The organism is Burkholderia alba (assembly GCF_034721475.1).
In the GTDB taxonomy this organism is placed as follows: domain Bacteria; phylum Pseudomonadota; class Gammaproteobacteria; order Burkholderiales; family Burkholderiaceae; genus Burkholderia; species Burkholderia alba.
In genome coordinates this window covers 89,575-113,770 of sequence record NZ_JAWJWL010000006.1, presented here as the reverse complement: position 1 = coordinate 113,770, position 24,196 = coordinate 89,575, and the positions used below count along the sequence as shown (strand labels likewise).

Annotated in this window: 23 protein-coding genes; 6 read left to right on the top strand and 17 right to left on the bottom strand. The window is 66.0% G+C overall.

Annotated features, from left to right (window positions below):
• Positions 1-4: 4 nt before the first annotated feature.
• The 10 genes from RZR99_RS08500 to RZR99_RS08455 form a co-directional block, all read right to left on the bottom strand.
• Positions 5-1,060, bottom strand: a complete 1,056-nt coding sequence (locus tag RZR99_RS08500; RefSeq protein ID WP_323119307.1) for a branched-chain amino acid ABC transporter permease — start codon at positions 1,058-1,060, stop codon at positions 5-7.
• A gap of 155 nt (positions 1,061-1,215) precedes the next feature.
• Positions 1,216-2,373 (bottom strand): ABC transporter substrate-binding protein, encoded by a 1,158-nt coding sequence (locus RZR99_RS08495; RefSeq protein ID WP_323119306.1) that lies wholly within the window; start codon positions 2,371-2,373, stop codon positions 1,216-1,218.
• A gap of 259 nt (positions 2,374-2,632) precedes the next feature.
• The gene (locus RZR99_RS08490) at positions 2,633-3,793 is read right to left on the bottom strand and encodes an ABC transporter substrate-binding protein (protein ID WP_323119305.1); all 1,161 of its coding nucleotides are present in this window, start codon (positions 3,791-3,793) and stop codon (positions 2,633-2,635) included.
• A 464-nt stretch (positions 3,794-4,257) separates the two neighbouring features.
• Positions 4,258-5,232, bottom strand: coding sequence for a branched-chain amino acid ABC transporter permease (locus RZR99_RS08485; protein WP_323119476.1), 975 nt, complete (start codon positions 5,230-5,232; stop codon positions 4,258-4,260).
• Positions 5,232-6,116: a branched-chain amino acid ABC transporter permease gene (locus tag RZR99_RS08480; RefSeq protein WP_323119304.1), complete on the bottom strand. Its 885-nt coding sequence runs from the start codon at positions 6,114-6,116 to the stop codon at positions 5,232-5,234. The genes RZR99_RS08485 and RZR99_RS08480 overlap by 1 nt, the downstream gene beginning before the upstream one ends.
• A 118-nt stretch (positions 6,117-6,234) precedes the next feature.
• A complete protein-coding gene (locus RZR99_RS08475; RefSeq protein WP_323119303.1) occupies positions 6,235-7,431 on the bottom strand; it encodes an ABC transporter substrate-binding protein in 1,197 nt (398 codons plus the stop codon).
• 85 nt (positions 7,432-7,516) lie between these two features.
• Positions 7,517-8,272, bottom strand: a complete 756-nt coding sequence (locus tag RZR99_RS08470; protein WP_323119302.1) for an ABC transporter ATP-binding protein — start codon at positions 8,270-8,272, stop codon at positions 7,517-7,519.
• On the bottom strand, positions 8,269-9,048 hold the full coding sequence (locus tag RZR99_RS08465) for an ABC transporter ATP-binding protein (protein ID WP_323119301.1): 780 nt from the start codon (positions 9,046-9,048) through the stop codon (positions 8,269-8,271). The genes RZR99_RS08470 and RZR99_RS08465 overlap by 4 nt, the downstream gene beginning before the upstream one ends.
• A gap of 413 nt (positions 9,049-9,461) precedes the next feature.
• A complete protein-coding gene (locus RZR99_RS08460; protein WP_323119300.1) occupies positions 9,462-11,150 on the bottom strand; it encodes a GMC family oxidoreductase in 1,689 nt (562 codons plus the stop codon).
• Positions 11,151-11,307: 157 nt separating this feature from the next.
• Positions 11,308-12,831, bottom strand: a complete 1,524-nt coding sequence (locus tag RZR99_RS08455) for a CoA-acylating methylmalonate-semialdehyde dehydrogenase (protein ID WP_323119299.1) — start codon at positions 12,829-12,831, stop codon at positions 11,308-11,310.
• Positions 12,832-12,963: 132 nt separating this feature from the next.
• Between RZR99_RS08455 and RZR99_RS08450 the strand changes: the two genes are divergently transcribed.
• Together RZR99_RS08450 and RZR99_RS08445 are read left to right on the top strand one after the other, a co-directional pair.
• Positions 12,964-13,863, top strand: a complete 900-nt coding sequence (locus RZR99_RS08450; protein WP_323119298.1) for a LysR family transcriptional regulator — start codon at positions 12,964-12,966, stop codon at positions 13,861-13,863.
• Positions 13,864-13,966: 103 nt separating this feature from the next.
• Positions 13,967-14,497, top strand: coding sequence for a class IV adenylate cyclase (locus RZR99_RS08445; RefSeq protein ID WP_323119297.1), 531 nt, complete (start codon positions 13,967-13,969; stop codon positions 14,495-14,497).
• Between the two features lie 30 nt (positions 14,498-14,527).
• On the opposite strand, the gene RZR99_RS08440 is transcribed toward RZR99_RS08445, so the two are convergent.
• Positions 14,528-15,019 (bottom strand): Lrp/AsnC family transcriptional regulator, encoded by a 492-nt coding sequence (locus tag RZR99_RS08440; RefSeq protein WP_323119296.1) that lies wholly within the window; start codon positions 15,017-15,019, stop codon positions 14,528-14,530.
• Between the two features lie 141 nt (positions 15,020-15,160).
• On the opposite strand from RZR99_RS08440, the gene phhA reads away from it, so the two are divergent.
• Positions 15,161-16,054 carry a phenylalanine 4-monooxygenase gene (phhA, locus tag RZR99_RS08435; RefSeq protein WP_323119295.1) on the top strand — a complete coding sequence of 298 codons (894 nt, stop codon included), beginning with the start codon at positions 15,161-15,163 and terminating at the stop codon, positions 16,052-16,054.
• 88 nt (positions 16,055-16,142) lie between these two features.
• Positions 16,143-16,448: a 4a-hydroxytetrahydrobiopterin dehydratase gene (locus RZR99_RS08430; protein ID WP_323119294.1), complete on the top strand. Its 306-nt coding sequence runs from the start codon at positions 16,143-16,145 to the stop codon at positions 16,446-16,448.
• A gap of 82 nt (positions 16,449-16,530) precedes the next feature.
• Here the strand turns inward: RZR99_RS08430 and RZR99_RS08425 are convergent, their stop codons facing one another.
• Positions 16,531-16,761 (bottom strand): DUF3717 domain-containing protein, encoded by a 231-nt coding sequence (locus RZR99_RS08425; protein ID WP_323119475.1) that lies wholly within the window; start codon positions 16,759-16,761, stop codon positions 16,531-16,533.
• Between the two features lie 121 nt (positions 16,762-16,882).
• On the opposite strand from RZR99_RS08425, the gene RZR99_RS08420 reads away from it, so the two are divergent.
• Positions 16,883-17,575 (top strand): response regulator transcription factor, encoded by a 693-nt coding sequence (locus RZR99_RS08420; protein WP_004195796.1) that lies wholly within the window; start codon positions 16,883-16,885, stop codon positions 17,573-17,575.
• A gap of 98 nt (positions 17,576-17,673) precedes the next feature.
• A complete protein-coding gene (locus tag RZR99_RS08415; RefSeq protein ID WP_323119293.1) occupies positions 17,674-19,185 on the top strand; it encodes a sensor histidine kinase in 1,512 nt (503 codons plus the stop codon).
• A gap of 60 nt (positions 19,186-19,245) precedes the next feature.
• On the opposite strand, the gene RZR99_RS08410 is transcribed toward RZR99_RS08415, so the two are convergent.
• The 5 genes from RZR99_RS08410 to RZR99_RS08390 form a co-directional block, all read right to left on the bottom strand.
• Complete coding sequence (locus RZR99_RS08410) at positions 19,246-19,758, bottom strand: SET domain-containing protein (RefSeq protein WP_323119292.1); 513 nt, start codon at positions 19,756-19,758, stop codon at positions 19,246-19,248.
• A gap of 205 nt (positions 19,759-19,963) precedes the next feature.
• Entirely contained in the window at positions 19,964-21,076 is a 1,113-nt protein-coding gene (locus RZR99_RS08405; RefSeq protein ID WP_323119291.1) for an NADH:flavin oxidoreductase/NADH oxidase, read from the bottom strand.
• Between the two features lie 94 nt (positions 21,077-21,170).
• Positions 21,171-21,881, bottom strand: a complete 711-nt coding sequence (locus tag RZR99_RS08400) for a glutamine amidotransferase (RefSeq protein WP_323119290.1) — start codon at positions 21,879-21,881, stop codon at positions 21,171-21,173.
• A 38-nt stretch (positions 21,882-21,919) separates the two neighbouring features.
• On the bottom strand, positions 21,920-22,561 hold the full coding sequence (locus RZR99_RS08395; protein ID WP_323119289.1) for a MarR family winged helix-turn-helix transcriptional regulator: 642 nt from the start codon (positions 22,559-22,561) through the stop codon (positions 21,920-21,922).
• Between the two features lie 515 nt (positions 22,562-23,076).
• Positions 23,077-24,192, bottom strand: coding sequence for a YbdK family carboxylate-amine ligase (locus RZR99_RS08390; RefSeq protein WP_323119288.1), 1,116 nt, complete (start codon positions 24,190-24,192; stop codon positions 23,077-23,079).
• Positions 24,193-24,196 lie beyond the last annotated feature (4 nt).

The window sequence follows — 24,196 nt, the reverse complement described above, 5'->3', positions numbered from 1 at the left end:
CGCGTCACTCCTGGTCCTCTTCGACATGCGGCGTGACGAAGCTGCGCCACAACAGCACGGGAATGATCAACGTGAAAACGATGACTTCCTTGTACGCACTGGCCCAAAACGACGAATACGATTCGAGCACCCCGACCAGCAGCGAGCCGGCCGCGGCGAGCGGATAGCTGACCAGCCCGCCGATGATCGCGCCGACGAAACCCTTCAGCCCGATCAGGAACCCCGAGTCGTAGTAGATCGTCGTCAGCGGCCCGACCAGGATGCCGGACAGCACGCCCAGCCCCGCCGCGAGCGTAAACGCAAGCCGCCCGGCCTGGGTGGTGCCGATCCCGACAAGGCGCGCGCCGAGCCGGTTCACCGACGTCGCCCGCAGCGCCTTGCCGGAAATCGTCCGGTCGAAGTACAGGTAGAGCGCGGCGATCAACACCAGCGCCGTGCCCACCACCCAGATGCTCTGCATCGAGATCGACAGGCTGCCGAGCATGACCGACGCATCGGAAAACGCGGTCGTGCGCGAGCCTTCCGCACCGAACATCACGAGCCCGAGGCCGACCATCGCGAAGTGCACCGCCACCGACACGATCAGCAGCAGCAAAGTCGTGCCCTCGGCGACCGGCTGGAACGCGAGACGGTAAACGAACGGCCCCATCGGCACGACGATCGCCAGCGTCAGCGCGATCTGCACAAGCATCGGCAGCGGCTGCGGCGCGACGGCGCGCGTCACCGCATAGATCGCGAGCGGCAGCAGCACGTAGCGGCTCGCGAGCATCGTCACGGTGCGGCCGAGCCGATGCCGACGCTCACGATGCCGGATCAGCCCGCCGACTTCGAGCATGAAGCACGCGATGCCCATCGCGAGCAGCAGCCAGCAGGTCGCCGGAAACTTCTGCGCCTGCAATGCCGCGAGGGTGAGCGCGCCATAGGCGACGAATTCACCCTGGGGAATGAAGATCACCCGCGTGACCGAAAACACGAGCACCAGCGCCAGCGAGAGCAACGCGTAGATGGCACCTGTCGTGATGCCGTCTTGCGCGAGGATCGCCGCAATAGAGAGATCCATACCGTTTCTTGTCGTGAGAGTGCGTCGAGAGAGGAACCGAAGGAAGCGGGTCCGGGGCGCGCAGCAAACCCCGCCGGAGGATTAGAGCATCCGGCGCGCCGGCGGGATATGCCCAGCGGCGCACTTTCCGGAACGCGCACCCCGCCCCGCGAGGCTCAGTCGCCCAGCAACTTCCATTTGTCGTCGACGATCTGGACCATCACGCGGGCGCGCGTATCGAAGCCGTTGTGATCGGTCGGCGCCGTGTTGATCATGCCATGCGACACCGGCAGATCCTTGACGTTTTCGAGCGCCGAACGCAGCGCTTCGCGGAACGCCTCGGTCCCCGGCTGGGCCTTCTTGAGCGCCTCCGGGATCGCGCGCGACAGCATCAGCCCGGCGTCCCACGCGTGGCCGCCGAACGTCGCGACGGTGCCCGCGCCGTATGCTTTCTCGTAGGCCGCCTTGTACGCCTGCGACGGCTTCTTCACCGGATTCGAATCGGGCAGTTGGTCGGTCACGAGCACCGGGCCGGCGGGCAGCAGCTCGCCGTCGCAATCCTTGCCGCACACGCGCAGGAAATCGTTGTTGGCGACGCCGTGCGTCTGATAGACCTTGCCCTTGTAGCCACGCTCCTTCAGCGTCTTCGCCGGCAGCGCGGCCGGCGTGCCCGCGCCGGCGATCAGAATCGCATCGGGGTTCGCGCTCAGCGCCTTCAGCACCTGCCCGGTCACGGACGCATCGGTGCGGTTGTAGCGCTCGTTGCTCACGATCTTGAGTCCGTTCGCGGCAGCCGCGGCGTTGAACACCGCGTACCAGCCTTCGCCGTACGCATCCGCGAAACCGATGAAGCCGACCGTCTTCACGCCGTGCTTCGCCATGTAGCCGGCGATCGCGTCGGCCATCAGCCGATCGTTCTGCGGCGTCTTGAATACCCACGCGCGCTTCGCATCCATCGGCGCGATGATCTGCGCACTTGCGGCGAGCGAGATCGTGGGCGTCTTGCCTTGCGCGACGGTGTCGATCATCGCCAGCGAGTTCGGTGTCACCGACGAACCGATGATCGCGTCGACGTGATCCTCGTCGATCAGCTTGCGGGCGTTCTGCACCGCGCGGCTCGTATCCGAGGCATCGTCGAGCACGATGTAGTCGACGCGCTTTCCGCCGATCTCCTTCGGCAGCAGCGCGATGGTGTTCTTCTCGGGAATGCCGAGCGACGCGGCGGGCCCGGTGGCCGACACGGTCACGCCGATCTTCACCTGCGCCGATGCGGCCGTTACCCCGCACACCAGGCCGGCCGCCAGCACGGCCTGCATCCATCGATTCATCTTCATTGCGTGTCTCCAAACCCGCGTATTGATCGATCCGGCGCGTGACCGGTACCCGAATCCAAGCATCGTGCCGCCTCGCGTCCAGCCTCGTCTTCCGCCGACGAGTACCGGCGCGGGTCGTGCGCCCCGCCCTCCCTGCGCGCTGTGGCGTCGCGCATCCTGCGTGCGACTCGCGCGGCGCGCCGCGCGATCAACAAAAAAGGCGCGTCCTGCTGCACGCGCCTTGTCCGTTCATTCCGTATCGTGACGAGCGGCCCGTCGACTAATCCTGCACCAGCTTCCACTGGCCGCCGACGATCTCGACCATCACGCGCGCGCGCTGATCGAGGCCCGCGTGATCGGTCGCGCTCAAGTTGAACACGCCGTGCGCGCCTGCCACATTGCGCGTGTCCTCGAGCGCGCCGCGCAGCGCCTCGCGAAACGCCGGCGTGCCGGGCGGCCCTTTCTTCAGCGCGACCGGGATCGCTCGCTGCAGCAACTGCCCGGCATCCCACGCATGACCGCCGAAAGTCGAGACGGTCCCCGCGCCGTAGGCCGCCTCGTAGGCACGCTTGTACGCGAGCGCGGATGGCTTGACGGGGTTGGAATCGGGCAGCTGGTCGGCGACGAGCAGCGGACCGGCGGGCAGATACGTGCCCTCGCAATCCTTGCCGCACACCCGCAGGAAATCGTTGTTGGCGACGCCGTGCGTCTGGTAGATCCCGCCCCGGTAGCCGCGCTCCTTCAGCGTCTTCTGCGGCAGCGCGGCCGGCGTGCCCGCGCCCGCGATCAGAATCGCGTCGGGTCGCTTCGACATCATCTTGAGCACCTGGCCCGTCACCGATGCATCGTTGCGCGCGAACCGCTCGCTCGCGACGACCTCGATCTTCCGGCCCGCGGCCGCCCGGCCGAACTCCTTGAACCAGCTCTCGCCGTACGCGTCGCTGAAGCCGATGAACGCGACCGTCTTCACGCCGCGCTTCGCCATGTGATCGGCGATCGCGCTCGCCATCAGGATGTCGTTCTGCGGCGTCTTGAACACCCAGGCGCGCTTCGCGTCCATCGGCTCGACGATCGACGCGGCAGCCGCCATCGAGATCATCGGCGTGGAAGTACCGGCGGCAACGTCGATCATCGCGAGCGAATTGGGCACCGACGTGGAACCGATCACCACGTCGACCTTGTCTTCGCTGGTGAGCTTGCGGGTGTTTTTCACGGCCTGGGTGGAATCGGTCGCGTCGTCGAGGACGACGTAGCTGACCTTCTGGCCCGCGATCTCCTTCGGCAGGAGCGCGATGGTGTTCTTTTCGGGGATGCCGAGCGACGCGGCCGGGCCGGTGGCGGAGAGCGTCACGCCGACCTTGATATCGGCGAATGCCGGGCCTGCGATGCCCGTTGCCACCCATGCCGCGCTGATGCCGAGAAACCGCCACGCCCGCTTCATCAAACCTGTCTCCGAGATTCGCTGATCGTTGTTCTGAGGATGCCCCGCAATTCCCGACCGAACGGTCAGGGAAAAGCGAGTGTAGCGGACGCATACCGCGCGCGACACACGGGTTAGCCCGGACCGGCGCGGGTGGCGCGAAATCGGCAAGATGCCGTTGCGGAATCGGGCGGGCGCAACGCATTCGCGCGCGCAAAAATAAAAAGCGCTGTTGGATTCCGTCCAACAGCGCTTTCGGGCCGGGCACTGAGTGCCTCGATTGTCTCCTCGTTCTCCACCTGCAAATTCGTATCGCGGTGCATCAGAACTGAGACGAAGATTAAAGCAACCCTACGCGGCGCGACAACCTAGCATTTACCCCTATGGTGCATCGCCGCACGAAATTGGGGCATCGCCGATCCCTTCCCACATCGCCATTTGCCAGACAAATTGCATCGGATTCCGAATCATTTTGGTGCTCTGCATCATGACGTGCGCAGCGGCTTTATCCGAGCCACGACCTCGCCGACGATGCCCCTGCGGAACGCCAGCACGCAAGCGATGAAGATCAGGCCGGTGACGATCGTGGCGGACTCGCCGAGCGAATGGAACCAGTCCACGCCCGTGAGCGCGGCGAGCCATCCCCCGATGTCGCCGAGCCGGTCCTCGAGCGCGACGATCAGCGCGGCGCCCAGCAGCGGGCCGAACAGCGTCCCCATCCCGCCCACCAGCGTCATCAGGATCACGAGGCCCGACATCGTCCAGTACGCATCGCCCAACGTCTCGAAGCCGAGCACGACGACTTTCAGCGACCCCGCCAGGCCCGCCAGGCCGGCCGACAAAACGAACGCGAGCAGTTTGAAACGGTCGGTGTCGTAGCCGAGCGAAATCGCGCGCGGCTCGTTTTCCTTGATCGCAACCAGCACCTGGCCGAACGGCGAATGGACGATGCGCACGATAAACAGGCACGCGAGCACCACAACGGCGAGCACCACGTAGTAGAGCGTGAGATCCGACGAGAGATCGAGCAGCCCGAACAGACGGCCGCGCGGCACGCCCTGCAAACCGTCCTCGCCGTGCGTGAACGGCGCCTGCAGATAGATGAAGTACACCATCTGCGCGAACGCGAGCGTGATCATCGCAAAATAGATTCCTTGCCGTCGGATCGCGAACAGGCCGACGACCAGCCCGAGCAGGGTCGCGGCCGCGGTGCCCGCGAGCACGCCCAATTCGGGCGTGACGCCGAGCGTCTGGATCGCATAGCCGGTCGCGTAGCCCGCGGTCGCGAGGAACATCGCATGTCCGAACGACAGCAGTCCGGTATAGCCGATCAGCAGGTTGAACGCGGCCGCGAAAAGGGCGAAGCACAGCACTTTCATCACGAACACCGGATACGCGCCCGCGAACGGCGCGGCAATCATGCCGAGCAGCAGCAGGCCGTAGAGCGCTTTCTTCCGCATCATTTTTCCTTGCCGAATAAACCCGCCGGGCGGATCAGCAACACGATCGCCATGATGACGAACACGACCGTCGCCGAGGCTTCCGGATAGAACACCCGAGTGAAGCCCTCGACGACGCCGAGCAGCAGCCCCGTCAGGATCGAGCCGAGGATCGAGCCCATCCCGCCGATCACGACCACCGCGAATACCGTGATGATCATCGGCTGCCCCATCAGCGGCGACACCTGGATGACCGGCGCGGCCAGCACGCCCGCGAAAGCGGCCAGCGCGACACCGAAGCCGTAGGTCAGCGTGATCATCAGCGGCACGTTCACACCGAACGCCTCGACCAGCTTCGGGTTTTCCGTGCCAGCGCGCAGGTACGCGCCGAGGCGGGTCTTCTCGATCACGAACCAGGTCGCGAGACACACCGCGAGCGACGCCGCCACGACCCACGCGCGATAGTTCGGCAGGAACATGAAGCCGAGATCGGTCGCGCCGGACAGCAGCGCCGGCACGTCGTACGGCTGCCCGGACGATCCGTAGACCGAGCGGAACACGCCTTCGACGACGAGCGTCAGGCCGAACGTCAGCAGCAGCCCGTACAGATGATCGAGCTTGTAGAGCCAGCGCAGCATCGATCGTTCGATCAGGATACCGAACAGGCCGACGATCGCGGGCGCGATCGCCAGCATCGCCCAGTACGGCACGTCGAAATACGCGAGGCCCATCCAGGCAAGCATCGCGCCCAGCATGAACAGCGCGCCGTGCGCGAAGTTGATCACGTTGAGCAGCCCGAAGATCACCGCGAGCCCGAGACTCAGAATCGCGTAGAACGAACCGTTGACGAGCCCGAGCAGCAACTGGCTCAGCATCGCCGACATCGGAATGCCGAAGATATCCATCGAATCTGCCGTCAGAATGAAATCGTTATGTCCGCAGCCCGTACCGCTCGCGGGCGACGCCCTCCGCCGCCCGCTCTGAACGCCGCGCGCCGCTCCCCGGCGCGGCGGCGTCAGCCCGTCACTTCCACAGCGCGCAGCGCGTTTCCTGCTTGGTGCCGAACGCCTGCTCGCCCGGAATCGTCGCGAGGATCTTGTAGTAATCCCACGGCTCCTTCGACTCCGACGGCTTCTTCACTTCCATCAGGTACATGTCGTGAATCATGCTGCCGTCGGTCCGGATGTAACCCTTCGCGTAGAAGTCGTCGATCTTCTGTTTCTTGAGCTGCGCCATCACCTTGTCCGAATCGGTCGAGCCGACCGCCTGCACAGCCTTCAGGTAGGTCGTCACCGACGAATAGTCGGCGGCCTGCAGGCTGGACGGCATCTTCTTGGTCTTCGTGAAATAGCGCTGCGCCCATTGGCGCGACGCGTCGTCGCGATTCCAGTACCAGCTGTCCGTCAGCACGAGACCCTGGGTCGTCTCGAGGCCCAGGCTGTGGATGTCGTCGATGAATACCAGCAGCGCCGCGAGCTTCATCGTCTTCGTGATGCCGAACTCCTTCGCCGCCTTGATCGCGTTGACCGTGTCGCCGCCCGCGTTCGCGAGCCCGAGGATCTGCGCCTTCGACGCCTGCGCCTGCAGCAGGAAGGAAGAGAAATCCGACGCCGACAGCGGATGCCGCACCTGGCCCAGCACCTGCCCGCCGTTCGCCTTCACGACGTCGGACGTGTTCTTCTCGAGCGCCTTGCCGAACGCGTAATCGGCGGTCAGGAAAAACCAGGTCTTGCCGCCCTGCTTCGTCACCGCCGACCCCGTGCCCTTCGCGAGCGCCATCGTGTCGTACGCGTAATGGACCGTGTACGGCGTGCACTGTTCGTTGGTCAGCGTGTCCGCGCCGGCGCCGATGTTGATGTACACGCGCTTCTTCTCCGCCGCGACCTGGTTCATCGACAGCGCCGTCGCGGAATTCGTGCCGCCGACCAGCAGGTCGAGCCCGCCTCGGTCCATCCATTCCCGCGCCTTCGACGCCGCGATGTCGGCCTTGTTCTGGTGATCGGCGTACATCACCTCGATCGGCTTGCCGTTGACCTTGCCGCCGAAATCGGCGACGGCCATCCGGATCGCCTCGAGGCCGCCCTGGCCGTCGATGTCCGCATACAGGCCCGACATGTCGGTGATGAAGCCGATCTTCACCGTATCGGCGGCCTGCGCCGCGCCGGCCGCCCAGACGGCCGCGACGGCCAGACACGCGTGCGCGAGGGTCTTCAGTTTCATTGACGTCTCCTGGTGTTGTGCGTTGTGGTTATCGGCGTCATCACAGCCTGAACGGGCAAGGCTGTCCCCGGCGTCGGCCCGCGGGCTAGACGCCGAGCAAATCGTGCAATACGGGCATCTTGGATTCGAGCGCCGCCGCGCCGAAATGCTCGACGATGCGGCCGTGCTCCATCACGTAGAAGCGGTCGGCGAGCGGCGCCGCGAAACGAAAGTTCTGCTCGACCATCACGATGGTGTAACCGCGCGCCTTCAGCGTGACGATCATCTTCGCGAGGGTCTGCACGATCACGGGCGCGAGCCCTTCGGAAATCTCGTCGAGCAGCAGCAGGTTCGCGCCGGTGCGCAGGATCCGCGCCACCGCGAGCATCTGCTGTTCGCCGCCCGACAGGCGCGTGCCCTGACTCTGCCGCCGCGACGCGAGATTCGGAAACAGCGCGTAGATCTCGTCGAGCGACATCGCATCGTCGCGCACGCCGACCACGGGCGGAAGCAACAGGTTTTCCTCGCACGACAGGCTCGAGAAGATGCCGCGCTCCTCCGGGCAATAGCCGACCCCGTGGTGCGCGATCCGGTGCGTCGCGAGATCGATCGTTTCGTGTCCCGCGATCCGGACGGAGCCGCTGCGCCGGCCGGTCAGGCCCATGATCGCGCGCAGCGTCGTCGTGCGGCCCGCACCGTTGCGGCCGAGCAGGGTCACGACCTCGCCGCGGTACACCGTGAGGTCGACGCCATGCAGGATATGCGACTCGCCGTACCACGCTTCGAGGCCGGCGATCGTCAGCGCGGGCGTGCCGCTCTCGACGCCGCTCAATTCCCGCTCCTCCCGTTCGCTGTGCTTCATGCGTGCGCCCCCGCGAGCGCGGCTTCGGCGCTGCCCATGTAGGCTTCGACGACGAGCGGATTCTTCGACACTTCCGCATAGGCGCCCTCGGCGAGCACTTCGCCGCGCTGCAGGACGGTAATCGTGTCGGAGATGCCCGCGATCACGTTCATGTTGTGCTCGACCATCAGGATCGTGCGGCCGTTCGCGACTTTCTTGATCAGCGCGGTCACGCGGTCGACGTCCTCGTGACCCATGCCCTGGGTCGGTTCGTCGAGCAGCATCAGCTCCGGCTCCATCGCGAGCGTCGTCGCGATCTCGAGCGCGCGCTTCCGGCCGTAAGCCAGCTCCACCGTCGGCACGTGCGCGAAGTCGGTGAGGCCGACCTGGGTGAGCAGGTCCATCGCACGATCGTCGAGCCGCTTCAGCGCGCGTTCGCTGCGCCAGAAATGGAACGCCGTGCCAAGCGAGCGCTGCAGTCCCACGCGCACGTTCTGCAGCGCGCTCAGGTGCGGAAACACGGCGGAGATCTGGAACGAGCGGATGATGCCGCGCCGCGCGATCTGCGCGGGACGCTCGTCGGTGATGTCGATACCGTTGAAGACGATCTGGCCCGCCGTCGGCGTCAGGAATTTGGTCAGCAGATTGAAGCAGGTGGTCTTGCCCGCGCCGTTCGGGCCGATCAGCGCATGGATCGAACCGCGCCGCACGCGCAGATTGACGTCGTTCACCGCGGTGAAGCCCTTGAATTCCTTCGTGAGCCCGCGCGTTTCCAGAATCGTGTCGCCGAGAATCATGTTCCCTTCCATACGAAGTGAGGCGAAGCACTGGGAGAGTTCGCACAAGCGGCTGCGAATGATTCAGCGGGTAAGAGGGCTGCCCCCGAGCGTGGTGTGCGGCATCGGGGATGCATCTCCCCGCGCAGATGCATGCTGCACACTGCGCGTCATTGTCGCGCCGTTGGTGCAGCGCATTCATCGGGATTTGCACTTATAAGCTGTAAGGATTGCGAGCTTGCAATCCAGTCTGAAGGGAATGCGAAGGATTTTTCCGCCGGCGGTTCGCTTTCGCCGGACGGCGGCGACGCAGTCGCGCGCCATCGATCGTGGCCGGCACGCGAGCGCACGCCACGCGCACTGCGCGACCGGTTCGATGCGCCGCGCCGGATGCGGGTTAACCCATCGTCCGGCGCGTTCGCTCGTCGTGGCGGCTAGACCGCGGACGCCGTCATGCCATCGTGCGCGGGCGCGCGGTTTTCCGCCGCGTGCCGCCGGTCCGCCCGAATCAGATCGCTCGCGCGCTCGGCGATCATCAGCGTCGGCGAATTCGTATTGCCCGACGTGATCGTCGGCATCACGGAGGCGTCCACCACCCGCAAGCCGGTCACGCCGCGCACCCGCAGCCGACTGTCGACCACCGCGGCGGGATCGTCGTCGCGGCCCATCCTGCAGGTGCCGACCGGATGAAAGATCGTCGTGCCCACCGCGGCGGCCGCTTCGATCAGTTCCGCTTCGGTCTGGTAGCGCGCGCCGGGCAGGATTTCCTCCGGCGCGTAGCGCGCGAGCGCCTGCGCGCCGGCAATGCGGCGCGTCAGCCGCAGTGCATTCGCGGCCACGCGGCGGTCGTGCTCCGTCGACAGGTAATTGGGCGCGATCGAGGGCGCCTGCAGCGGGTCCGGCGACGCGATATGGATGCTGCCGCGCGACGTGGGACGCAAGTGGCACACCGACGCGGTAAACGCATTGAAGCGATGCAACGGCTCGCCGAAGCGATCGAGCGACAACGGCTGCACATGGTATTCGAGATCGGGCCGGGTCAATGCCGGATCGCCGGGGTTCGACTTGGCGAACGCGCCCAGCTGCGACGGCGCCATCGACATCGGCCCTCGCTGCAGCAACGCATATTCGGCGCCGATCGCGAGCTTGCCCCACCAGTGCGCGGACAACGTATTCAGCGTGCGCACGTGCTGCACGCGGAACGCCATCCGTAACTGCAGATGATCCTGCAGATTCTCGCCGACGCCCGGCAGATCATGCACGACGTCGATCCCGAACGATTGCAGCCGGCGCCCCGCGCCGATGCCCGACAGTTCGAGCAGCTGCGGCGAATTCACCGCGCCGGCCGTCAGCAGCACCTCGCCGCGCGCGCGCGCGAAATAGTCGGTGCCGCCGCCGCGATACGCGACACCGGTACAGCGCTTGCCCTCGAACAGCAGACGGTCCACCTGCGCGCCGGTGATCACGGTAAGGTTCGCGCGCGAAAACGCCGGCCGCAGAAAGGCTTTCGACGCATTCCAACGCACGCCGCGCTTCTGGTTGACCTCGAAATAGCCGACGCCCGCGTTGTCGCCTCGATTGAAATCGTCGGTGGCCGGGATGCCGGTCTGCTGCGCCGCCTGCGCGAACGCTTCCAGGATCTCCCAGCGCAGCCGCTGCTTCTCGACGCGCCACAGACCGCCCGCGCCGTGCGCGTCGCTCGGCCCGGCGTGATGGTCTTCGCTGCGCTTGAAAATCGGCAGCACCGCGTCCCACGCCCAGCCCGAGTCGCCCGTCGCGCGCGCCCACTCGTCGTAGTCCTCGCGCTGGCCGCGCATGTAGATCATGCCGTTGATCGACGACGAGCCGCCCAGCACCCTGCCGCGCGGATACGCCAGCGCGCGGCCGTTCAGCGCCGCCTCGGGCTGCGTCTTGTAGAGCCAGTCGGTGCGCGGATTGCCGATGCAATACAGGTAGCCGACCGGAATGTGAATCCAGTGATAGTCGTCCCTGCCGCCCGCCTCGAGCAGCAGCACGGACACATTGGCGTCCTCCGTGAGCCGGTTCGCCAGTACGCAGCCGGCTGTGCCGGCACCGACGACGATGTAGTCGAATTCGCCTTCGAGCGTTGCTTGTATGGCCACTACTCGCCTCCTGTCTCCTCTGTTCCCATGCGGCGCGGCGCGCGCCAACGTCCCGTCGGACCGCTCCGCGCGCCGCGTCTCCTTCATAGCATAGTGCGCGCGGAACGCTTCGCTCTACGTCGATGCGAAGCGCCCGTTGCATGGGTGCCGGTCGATGTCACTTCGCGACCGGCATCGTGAATTCCGCACCCTTCGCGATGCTGTCCGGCCAGCGCTGCATGATGCTCTTGTAGCGCGTGTAGAAGCGCACGCCCTCCTCGCCGTACGCGTGATGATCGCCGAACAGCGACCGCTTCCAGCCGCCGAACGAATGCCACGCCATCGGCACCGGAATCGGCACGTTGATGCCGACCATCCCGACCTGGATCTGCCGCGAAAAGGCGCGCGCGACGCCGCCGTCCGACGTGAAGCACGACACGCCGTTCGCGAACTCGTGCGCGTTGATCAGCTTCACCGCGCTCGCGAAATCCGGCACGCGGACGATCGCGAGCACCGGCCCGAAAATCTCCTCGCGATAGATCGACATGTCGGTCGACACGTCGTCGAACAACGTCCCGCCGAGGAAGAAGCCGCTCTCGCGCCCCTCGACGACATGGCCGCGCCCGTCGACCACGAGCTTCGCGCCCGCCGCGACACCCGCGTCGATGTACGCGGACACCTTTGCGCGATGCGCGGCCGTGACGAGCGGCCCCATTTCGGCTTCGCCGTCCATGCCGTCGCGAATCTTGAGCGACTTCACGCGCGGCACGAGACGCTCGATCAGCGCATCGGCGACGTGGCCGACCGCCACGGCGACCGAGATCGCCATGCAGCGCTCGCCCGCCGACCCGTAGGCGGCGCCGATCAGCGCATCGACCGCCTGATCGAGATCCGCGTCGGGCATCACGACCAGGTGATTCTTCGCGCCGCCCAGCGCCTGCACGCGCTTGCCGCGCCGCGTGGCTTCCGTGTAGATGTATTCGGCGATCGGCGTCGAGCCGACGAACGACAGCGCCGCGACGTCCGGGTGTTCGATCAGCGCATCGACCGCCGTCTTGTCGCCGTGCACGACGTTGAACACGCCGTCGGGCAGGCCCGCTTCCTTCAACAGTTCGGCCAGCCGCAGCGCCGTCGACGGATCGCGCTCGGAAGGCTTCAGCACGAACGTGTTGCCGCACGCGATCGCGACCGGGAACATCCAGCACGGCACCATCATCGGGAAATTGAACGGCGTGACCCCGGCCACGACGCCCAGCGGCTGGCGCAGGTTCCAGTTGTCGATGCCGCCGCCGATCTGGTCGGTGAAATCGGTCTTCAGGAGGTTCGGAATGCCGCACGCGAATTCGACGATTTCGATGCCGCGCATCACCTCGCCCTTCGCGTCGGACAGCACCTTGCCGTGCTCGCGGGTAATCAGCTCGGCCAGCGCCTCGTGATGCTGGTCGAGCAGCGCCTTGAAGCGGAACATCACCCGCGCGCGCTTGATCGGCGCGGTCTCGCTCCAGGCCGGAAACGCGGCTTGCGCCGCCGCGACGGCCGCATCGACCTCGGCCGCGCCGGCGAGCGGCGCACGGGCCGTCACGGCACCGGTGGCCGGGTTGAACACGTCGCTGTAGCGATCGCTGGCGCCGTCCACCGCGCGGCCGCCGATGAAGTGATGCAGCGCGCGCACGCGGGCCGCGTCGGGGTGAGTCTCGCTCATGTCCTTGTTCTCCGTTGGGATGATCCGGGCGCCGGGTATCCGGCGGCGTTCGAATCAAGCGTACCCGCGCGCCCCGCCGCGAATCCAATGAGTTATGCTCAACTGCGTTATAAGCCGCGCTAATATCACTCGATGGACCTGACACTGCTCCGCGCGTTCGCCGCGGTGGCCCGCGAAGGCAATCTGACGCGCGCCGCGACCCAGCTGCACCTCACCCAGCCGGCCGTCAGCCTGCAGATCAAGCATTTGCAGGAACTGCTCGGCGTGGTGCTGTTCACGCGAACGTCTCGCGGGCTGGCGCTGACTCGCGACGGCCAGGCGCTGCTGCCGCACGCGGAGCGGGCGCTCGCCGCCGCGACCGACGTGCAGCGGGCCGCCGCCGCGCTGCGCCAGGAAGTGCGCGGACGGCTACGGATCGGCACCATCCTCGATCCCGAATTCCTGCGGCTGGGCGGATTTCTGAAGCAGTTGGTCGAAACCTATCCGCAGATCGAGACCGCGCTCCGGCATGGGATGTCCGGCTGGGTGCTCGATCAGGTGCGCGCGCGCGAGCTGGACGTCGGCTACTACATCGGCCAGCCGGCCGAGGACGAGCCGCGCGACGCCGCGCTGTTCCACACCCTGACGCTGACTCACTTCCAGTACCGGGTGCTCGCGCCCGCCGGCTGGAAGGAGCGCGTGCTGCGCGCGCACGACTGGCGCTCGCTCGCCGCGCTGCCGTGGATCTGGACGCCGCCGGCGTCCGCGCACCACCGGCTGCTGTCGCGCCGCTTCGCCGAAGCGCGCGCGCAGCCGGTGAAGGTGGCGGAAGTCGACCAGGAGCCGTCGATGCTCGACCTGGTCAAATCGGGAGTGGGCCTGACGCTCGCGCGCGACTCGATTGCGCTGCGCGAAGCGCATGCGCACGCACTGACGATCGTCGAGCGCGTGACGGTGGCGACCGAGCTGACCTTCGTGACGCTCGCCGCCCGCCGCGACGAACCGGCGATCGCTGCCGCGCTGCGACTGATCGACGCACAATGGGCGATATGAGCCCGGCTCATGATGTCGGGCACGCACGCGTCACGCCGCGGTCGCATGCTTTTTGTTAGATTGTCCGTTCGACGCCGTCGCCCGTTCACCGAAGGAGATCCGCATGGCCCGCAATATCGAAATCAAAGCCCGAGCCCGCGAATTCGACCAGCTGCGCGAACGCGCCGCCTCGCTCGCAACCGACGCCCCGCTGTTCTATCGCCAGCAGGATTTCTTCTACGACGTCCCGCGCGGTCGCCTGAAGCTGCGCCGCTTCGAGGACGGCACGCCCGCCGAACTGATTTTCTACCAGCGCGACGACCTGGACGGCCCGAAGGCGTCGTACTACACGCGCAGCCCGGTCACCAACCCCGACGCGATGCACTCGCTGCTCGCCACCGCGCTGACCACCCGCGGCATCGTGACCAAGGGGCGCCACGTCTACCTGGCGGGACGCACGCGGATTCACCTCGACCGCGTCGACGGCCTGGGCGATTTCGTCGAACTGGAAGTCGTGCTCGCGCCCGACGACGACGAAGCGGGCGGCGAAGCCGAGGCGCATGCCGTGTTCGAGAAGCTGGGCGTGCACAGCGACGATCTGGTCGCGCTCGCCTATGTCGACCTGCTCAACGCGCAGGCCGGCACGCCCGCCTGAGCTCCGGGCGGCGGCCGAGGCGCCGGCCCGTCACGCGGCCGGCGCGCCCGGCTCCAGATGGGCGAGCGGCAGCGGCCCGTTGCGCTTGAAGGTCGTCAGCACGATGTTCGAGCGCACGCTGTCGACGCCCGGCACCCGCATCAGCTTCTTCATCACGAACGACGACAGCGCGTTCAGATCCGGCGCGACGATCCGCAGCAGATAGTCCGCATCGCCGACCACCGCATGGCATTCGAGCACCTCGGGCAGCACGTCGATCTGCTGCTGGAACTGCTCGATGATCGAATCGCCGTGGTGCTTGAGCTTCAGGCTCGTGAATGCGGTCACGCCGAGCCCGAGCCGTTCGGGCCGCAACACGACCCGATAGCCGTCGATGACCCCCGCCGCCTCGAGACGCTGCAACCGCCGGCCGATCTGCGACGGCGACAGCGGCACCTCCTCGCCGAGCTGCTGGTGCGTCGCCCGGCCGAAACGCTGCAGCACCTCCAGCAGCGCGAGATCGAAGTGATCGAGTTCCAACATGAGCATCCTCCGCGTCAATTTTATATTTGATGCGGGATTATCGCATTACAAATGGAATTTCCGCCATCTTTGCGCCCAATCCGCGCGTCGGCCGCTCTACACTTGCAATCATTGAAACCCGATGCAAAGCCAGAGCCGATCATGTCCACCGTCGTCACCGCGAAACTGAAAGAACAGTTCGACGCGGGTCTCGAAACCCGCGCCGATTTCACCATCGACCAGCCGTTCGAACGCTACGGCCAGGTCGACCACGCAGTGTGGAACCAACTCTACGCGCGCCAGGCGGCGCTACTGCAGGGCCGCGCATGCGATGCATTCGTCGCCGGTCTCGCGCGTCTCGATCTGTCCCCCGCCGGCGTGCCGTCGTTCTCCGCCATCAATCGCCAGTTGAAGCCGGCGACCGGCTGGGAAATCGTCGCCGTGCCGGGCCTCGTGCCCGACCGGGTATTTTTCGAGCACCTCGCGAACCGCCGTTTCCCGGTCACCTGGTGGATGCGCCGCCCGGACCAGCTCGACTACCTGCAAGAGCCGGACTGCTTCCACGACCTGTTCGGCCATGTCCCGCTGCTGATCGATCCGGTGTTCGCCGACTACATGCACGCGTACGGCCGGGCCGCGCTCGCGGTCGCCGACGATCCGCAAGCGCTCGCGCTGCTGGGCCGCCTCTACTGGTACACGGTCGAATTCGGCCTGATCCGCGTGAACGCGCAGACGGGCGACCTGCGCATCTACGGCGCGGGGATCGTGTCGAGCAAGGGCGAAACGCTCTACAGCCTGGAAAGCGATGCGCCGAACCGGATCGGCTTCGAGCTCGACCGCGTGATGCGCACCCGCTTCCGTATCGACACGTTCCAGAAGACGTACTTCGTCATCGACGATTTCGACCAGCTGTTCGCGCTCGCTCACGTCGATGCGCGCGCCCTCGCGAGCCGGCTTGCGCAAGCCGCGGAACATCCGGCGGGCGCGGTGCTCGACACCGATCTCGTGCTGACCCGCGGCACCGGGGAAGGCTGGGCGGACGACGAGGACGCCTGAGCGCCGGCCAAGTGTGGAAGAATGTCCGGAACCGGCGCCACGCCGCGCGTCACGCGCGCGGCCGCGCCGCCACCGAACGAGGTACGCCATGATTCACAAACTGACATCCGAAGAACGCAAGACCCTGCTCGCCGACCTGCCGCACTGGGCAGCCGTCGCCGGCCGCGACGCCATCCAGCGCAGCCTGCGCTTCGCCGACTTCAACGAGGCATTCGGCTTCATGACGCGCGTCGCGATCAAGGCGCAGGAAATGGATCACCATCCCGAATGGTTCAACGTCTACAACCGCGTGGACATCACGCTGTCGACCCACGACGCCGACGGGCTCACCGAACGCGACATCAAGCTCGCGCACTTCATCGACACCGCGGGCAAGCACGCGAATATTGCGTAATAACCCTGACGCGGCAAGAAAACCTTCACGTCAACGTTTCGCTTTCAACAAGCGTTTTCTATGATGAATGAAGCGAAAGCCTTCAGCTTTCCAAGCCGTCCTTAAGGCGAACGTAAGACTCCCAAGCCTTCCTCGCCTTAGGGTCTAATCCTTGCAGTTGCAGCGCGCTTTGGCGCTGTACAATCAGCAGCGCATACGGCTTGGAGAGCGCGCTTGCCTCTTCGCAGAGTTTGAGTTCGTCGCCGCTCGACGGTGAGCGAGCGCGCCAGAAATTGATCGCGGCTTCAAGGTCGTGGATCGAGATGTCGGACATAGGGAAATGAATGTGTTCGCTGGCCGCTGCGCTTGTCGTCAGGCTTGTGACGTCCCTGTGGAAACGGCGTCGTGCTGTCCGCGTGCCTGAACCGCCAACCCATTGTACTTGAGCGAATCTCATGCGACTCCTTCTGATCGAAGATGACCGCCCCATCGCACGCGGCATTCAAAGCAGCCTCGAACAAGCAGGCTTCACCGTCGACATGGTTCACGACGGCATTTTTGCCGAGCAGGCGCTCGCGCAGAATCGCCACGAACTCGTGATCCTCGACCTCGGCCTGCCCGGTATCGACGGCATGACCCTGCTGTCGCGTTTTCGCCAGACCAACCGGCATACGCCCGTCATCGTGCTGACCGCGCGCGACGAGCTGAACGACCGCGTGCAAGGCCTGAACTCCGGCGCGGACGACTACATGCTGAAGCCGTTCGAACCCGCCGAGCTGGAAGCGCGGATCCGTGCGGTGATGCGCCGCAGCGGCCCGCACAGCGACATGCCGCGTCCGGAAGTGTCGCTCGGTGGCGTGCGCCTGTCGGGCGTCGACCGCCGCATCTTCAACGACGACAAGCCGCTCGAACTGTCGCCGCGCGAATTCGCGGTGCTCGAGATGCTGCTGCTGCGTCACGGCCGCGTGGTCAGCAAGGCTCAGCTGCAGGATCACCTGACGCACTTCGGCGGCGATCTCGGCGACACCGCGATCGAAGTCTACGTGCACCGGGTCCGCAAAAAGCTCGAACAGTGCCGAGTCGAAATCGTCACGGTTCGCGGCTTCGGCTATCTGTTGCAGGAAATTCGCCAGACCGCCAGCGTCTGACACGCACGTGCGGCAAGCGCGGCGCGACGTCGCCTCGCTTTGCCTGATGCAAGACCGCGCCGCTCGGATGAGCGGCGCTTATCCATTTCCGTCACGCGATGTCATCTGATCCGGCTGTGACCAGCCTGCGCCGCTCCCTGTTGCGGCGCCTTGCCGCGCCGCTGTCGATGCTCGCGCTGATGAGCGGCCTCATTGCCTACTGGCTCGCGTGGCAGTACACGCAGCACGTGATCGACCGCTCGCTCGCCGATCTCGCCACCGCGATCTCGAAGCAGATCCAGATCGCCGGCCCCGATGCGCCTTTCACCGTCCCGCCGCTCGCGCAGGCGATGTTCTCCGATCCCGCCGAACAGCTGATCTACCGGATCAGCGACGGCGAGCACGAACTCGCGGGCGATCCGAAGCTGCCGCTGCAAGGCACCAGCGTGCGGCGCATGCATTTCGCGTATGTCTTCGAAGCCGAGTACGACAATCACTCCGTGCGGGTCGCGCAGGTACGGGTCGAGCAGTCGGACGGCGGCAACCCGATGATCGTCGAGGTGGCTCAGCCGGTGCGGCATCGCTACCAGATCGCGGCGGAGTTCCTCGTCGCGATCATGATGCCGCTGCTGCTGCTGCTGCTCGCCGGCTGGGGGATCGTGTGGCGCGTCGTCAACCAGCAGCTCGGCCCGCTCACCCATCTCGCCGACTCGCTGAACCGGCAGACCCATACGTCGCTCGAACCCGTCGACGAAACCGAGGTGCCGCTCGAAATCCGGCCGCTGACGAGCGCGATGAACGCCCTGCTCGGTCGCCTGAAAACGGCGCTCGACGCCCAGCGCAAGTTCATCGCCGACGCCGCGCACCAGCTGCGCACGCCGCTCACCGCCGTGAAGCTGCATGCGGAACAGGCCGCCATCGCGCGCGATCCGCAGCAGACCCTCACCGCCGTCCACGAATTGCGCTCCGCCGCCGATCGCGCGGTGCGGCTCTCCAACCAGCTGCTGTCGCTCGCGCGCGCGGAGCCGGGCGAACAGGCCGCACGCTTCGTCAACGTCGACATCGCGGCGCTCGCTTTCGAAACCGGTGCGGAATGGGTGCCGCGCGCGCTGGCCGCGCACGTCGATCTCGGTTTCCAGCGCAGCGACGATCCGGCGGCCGACGATCACTCGATGGCCCACGCCGCCGACGAGCCGCCGATGATCGTGCGCGGCAATCCGGTGCTGCTGCGCGAGGTGATCGCGAACCTGCTCGACAATGCGCTGAAGTACGTGCCGCTCGCGCGGCCGGAAGGCGCCCGCATCACGGTGAATGTTTCGCACGGCTTGGAGAGCGGCATGCCAGCCGCCGAAATCAGCGTCGAGGACAACGGCTCGGGCGTCCCGGCAGGCCAGCAGGCGGACCTGTTCAAGCGCTTCTTCCGCGGCGACGCGCAGAGCGGCAACGGTGTCGAAACCGGCGCGGGGCTCGGTCTCGCGATCGTGCACGACATCATCGCGATGCACGGCGGCACCGTGACCTACCGCGACGCGCCGGAAGGCGGTTCCCGCTTCATCGTGCGAATTCCGCTCGCGGGCGCGGCTGTCGCGCCCGCGCATCCCGCTCCCGAATCGTCGGCGGCCTCCGCCTGACGCGGCGGCGAAGCCGCCGGCCGGGACGCTGCGCGCTCGCGCAGCGTCCGGCAAGGACCGTTACTTCTTCTTTTTCTTGTCCTTGCCGTCTTTCTTGTCCTTCTTCTTTTTCTTCTTGGCTTCGTCTTGCGTCGTCGCGAGCAGCGTGCCGCGGCAGGTGCTCGCCCCGCAATGGCAGGCGTATTCGCGCTTGAGCTTCTTGGTCATGCGCGCGTCGATCACGAGGCCGTAGTCGTAGAACAGTTCTTCTTCCGGCTCGATGTCGCGCAGCGCGTGCACATACACGCGGCCGCCGGTTTCCTCGGCCTCGCAGTTCGGCGCGCACGAGTGATTGATCCAGCGCGCGCTGTTGCCGTCGATCTTGCCGTCGATCACGCCGCCTTCCTCGAGCGCGAAGTAGAACGTGTGGTTCGGCTGGTCGGGATCGTGCGGGTGGCGTCGCAGCGCCTCCTTCCAGGAGATCCGCTCGCCCTTGTATTCCACCACGCGCTCACCCGCCTTGATGGATGCCACGGCGAAAACGCCCTTGCCGTGTACCCCCGAGCGGCGTACCGCGATCCTGCGTGAACTCATCGAACGAATCCTTGTGAAGACGACTTGAACCTGAAACGGTGAAACGCGGCGCCGGCCGCTGTTTGCCGATACGCCGCCGAAATGGAAACGCGGCGCCGGGGGCGCCGCGTGCCGGGAAGCGACGAACCAACCGAATCGTACACGGTTGATGTTGCTTCGTTCAACATCAGGCGCCGATATCGCGCGTGAATGTCGTCTTGTTCCTTCAACGCTGCCCGAACGACACGTCGCCGAACAGCATTTTCTGGTCGCGCGGCTGCGAGCGCCAATATTGCGGAGGCGCGCTCACCGTCGCGCCGAGTTGCGCCGCCGCATGCCACGGCCAGCGCGGATCGTAGAGCATCGCGCGCGCCATCGCGACGAAGTCGGCGTCGCCCTCCTCGATCAGCCGGTTCGCATGCTCGGGATCGCTGATCAGTCCGACCGCGATCGTCGGCATGCCGACCGCATGCTTCACCGCCTGTGCGAACGGCACCTGATAGCCTGGCGACAGCGGGATCTTCTGCAGCGGCGACACACCGCCCGACGACACGTCCACCCAGTCGCACCCGCGCGCCTTCAGCGCATGCGCGAACGCGACCGTATCGTCCAGCTCCCAGCCGCCCTCTACCCAGTCCGTCGCGGACACCCGCACGCCGACCGGGCGCTCGGCCGGAAACGCCTCGCGCACGATGTCGAAGATTTCCAGCGGAAACCGCATCCGGTTCTCCCGCGACCCGCCATATTCGTCGGTGCGCTGGTTCGCGAGCGGCGACAGAAACTGGTGCAGCAGATAGCCGTGCGCCGCATGCACTTCGAGCGCGTCGATGCCGAGCCGCGCCGCCCGCTTCGCCGCCGCGCCGAAGGCGTGGCGGATCCGGTTCAGCCCGGCCGTGTCGAGTGCGAGCGGCGGCGTCTCGCCGTGCTTGTGCGGCACGGCCGACGGCGCATGCGGCAGCCAGCCGCCCTCCGCAACCGGGATCAGCTGGCCGCCCTCCCACGGCACCTGGCTCGATGCCTTGCGGCCCGCATGCGACAGCTGCATCGCGACGCGAATCGGCGAATGTCTGCGGATCGCCGCCAGCACCGGCTCGAGCGCCGCTTCGGTGACGTCGTCCCACAACCCGAGATCGGCCGGCGAGATACGCCCGTCGGGCTCGACCGCGGTCGCTTCGAGACACAGCAGGCCCGCACCCGACAGCGCGAGATGGCCGAGATGGATCATGTGCCATGCGCTCGCCTCGCCGCGCTCGGCCGAGTACTGGCACATCGGCGAGATGACGATGCGATTCGGAAGGGTCACACCGCGCAGCGTGAACGGGGAGAACAAGGCGCTCATGGAAACCGCTCGCAGAGAAGAAGAACGAGCGGACGAGGTTAGCACGCGGTGCTGTCGCGCGCTGACGGCGCTCCCGGCGAATGGCGAACGGAGATCAGACGCCGGTTGCGTCGAGCCATTCGCCGAGCATCGCGCGCGCGGCCGCTTCGAGGCTCGGGCCGTGCAGCGCCGTGTGTTCGCGCAACTGCTTCGCGTCGGTACCTGGGGTCGCGGCCACTTCGCCCGCATGGCCGATCAGCCAGGGCTCGAAACCGTCCGTGCGGATTTCCGGGTGGCATTGCAGCGCAAGCACGTGGCCGCCCCACGAGAAAGCCTGGTTCCGGCATGACGGCGTGGACGCCAGGTGAATCGCGCCGGGCGGCAGATCGAAGGTATCGCCGTGCCAGTGCAGCATCGAGGTCCGCGCGCCGTCCAGGTGCCGCAGCGGCGACGCGCGCCCCGCTCCCGTCAGCGTGAGCGGAATCCAGCCCAGCTCCTTCTGCGCACCCGGATAGACCCGCGCGCCGAGCGCCCGGGCGATCAGCTGCGCGCCGAGGCAAATGCCGAGCGTCGGCAAACCCGCGTCGATCCGTTTCTTGATCAGCGCCACGAGCGGCGCCGTGGTCGGATACTGATCGTCGTCGTACGCGCTGATCGGCCCGCCGAGGATCACGAGCAGCGACGGCTCGAGCGGATCCAGCACCTCGAACCGCGAGCCGCCGACATCGACGTAACGCACCCGCCGACCGCGCTCGCCGAGCACCCGTTCGAAGCTCCCGAGATCCTCGAAATGCACGTGACGAATCGCAACGACTTCGGCATTCATCGGCAGGCTCCGGTCGAACGGGATGCGCGTCGCGCGGATCAGATCTGCGCGAAGACCTTCCAGGTTTTCTTCTGCGTGGCCGCGTCCGCCTCTTCATGCACCGAGCAATCGAGACGCAGATCGTTATCGGCCATCGTCAGGTCGAGCAGCGCGCAGCGGTACGAAGGCTTCTTTGCCGCCTTGCCGGGCTGGAAGTGCTTGCACGTCACGCACATGCGGTGCGGCGGAATGTCGCCGCGCACCTGCAGCTCGCGCAGCGTCTTCAGCAGCGCGCGATACAGCGCACCCTGCTCGTCGGCAGCCAGCGTACCGACCGCTTTCGACAAGAAGTCAGGCCATTGCAGCGCCTTCTTCGCGGCCGTACGACCGCGTGCGCTCAGGCGCACCGCCAGCGCGCGGCCGTCGTCGAGCGCGCGGCGCTTTTCGACCAGTCCCTTGTGCTCGAGCGTGCTCACCGCATCGCTCGTGGTGGCCGCGGTCAATTGCGTTTCGCGCGCAATCTCGCCCAGGCGCATCGGCCCTTTGCGCTGCAGCAGCAGCACCAGGATCTCGCCCTGCGTCGGCGTCAACCCCGCGCCTTCCGCCCAATCCCATGCCTGACTCCGCATGGCCGTGCTCAACCGTAACAGGCTGTGGGTCACTCGCCCGGCTGCCTGATTCCCGTAAACGCCTTCGCTCATAGTCTTTTCGCTGTTACCGGCCACCGTTGTTCCCGGGCGGCCATTGTGGGGAGATCTGATCCGGATCTCTATCTCAAAAAGGACGCGCCTGGACAAGCGCGTCCCACAAGTCCGTCGCGAGGCACACGCCACGAACATGCGTGCGGTTGCGACGCTCCCGTCAGCGCCGGTCACCGCGAAGCCGACATTCTAAGCGAGAGAGGAAAATCGCACAGCTAAGTTATCCCATTGAATCTGTGGATAACCCCTGAATAACCACGGGAACGGGCTGTGCGCGGTTTCTTGACAACCGGACACCCTGGACGCACAAGCACTTTTTCATCCCGAGCCATCCACGCGGACCCCGTCCGGTTCCGCGCGGTTGTCCATTTTGCATGCCTTTGACTTTCCAATGGAATATGGGGTTATCCACAGGATCGGGCGAGGCTTGTTAACTACTACTACGTATGTATACGTAAACCGGAGGTAAACCTAAACCCCCGGCTGTCGGGAGCGTGGAATTGAAAAACTATTTTTCATTCGCGCCAGCGCAGGCATTGCTGTCGCACTGTCTCGTTCAGCGACTTCTCCTGCTTGAAGACCGTTCTCAGCCACGCCGCATCGTTGACCCGGGCTTTCGCCAGCGACCCGATCTGGTCGAGCGCCGCGCGCGATCCCAGTTCCGCCGCGTGCGGCGCGATGCGATCGAGGGTGTCGAGGATGTCCTCGGCGATCGTCTTGCGTTCGCCCGTCTGCGGATTCACGCAGGTGCCTTCGAGCCCGAACCGGCAGGCTTCGAAGCGGTTGAACGTGTACACCAGGTAGTCGTCCTCGGACAGCTTCAACGGTTTGTCGAGCAGCAGGTAGCGCGCCAGCGTCTGGATGTAGCAGGCAATGGCCGCGGCCCGATCGACCGATAGCGGGGTATCCATGACCCGGACCTCGATCGTTCCGTAGCCGGGCTTCGGCCGGATGTCCCAATAGAAATCCTTCATGCTGTTGACGACGCCGGTGTTCACCATCTTCGTGAAATATTCTTCGAAGCCGTTCCACGAGAGCACGAACGGCGCGCGGCCGGACAGCGGAAACGCGAATACCGAATTCAGGCGTGCCGAATGAAAGCCGGTGTCGACGTTCTGCACGTACGGCGACGACGCTGACAGCGCGATGAAGTGCGGGATGAAGCGCGACATCGAATGCAGCAGGTACAGCGCGCTGTCGGGATCCGGGCAGCCGATGTGTACGTGCTGGCCGAACACGGTGAATTGCTTGGCGAGATAGCCGTACAGCTCCGAGATGTACTGGAAGCGCGGCGCGTCGAAGATCTGCCGGTCGCTCCATTGCTGGAAGCCGTGCGTGCCGCCGCCGCACAGCCCGACGTTCAGCTGGTCGGCGGCCTTCACGAGCGTATCGCGGATGGCGTGCAGTTCGCCCAGTGCCTGATCGTGCGTTTTGCACACTCCGGTCGACAGCTCGATCATGCTCTCGGTGATTTCCGGCGTGATGTTGCCGGGAAACTGCTCGTCCTTGATGAGCCGCATCAGGTCGGAAGACGCTTTGGTCAGATCGTAGTTGTGCGTGTTGACGATCTGGATTTCGAGTTCGATGCCGAACGTGAACGGCTCGGAGTTGATGAAGGTTTCGAGTGCCATGGCG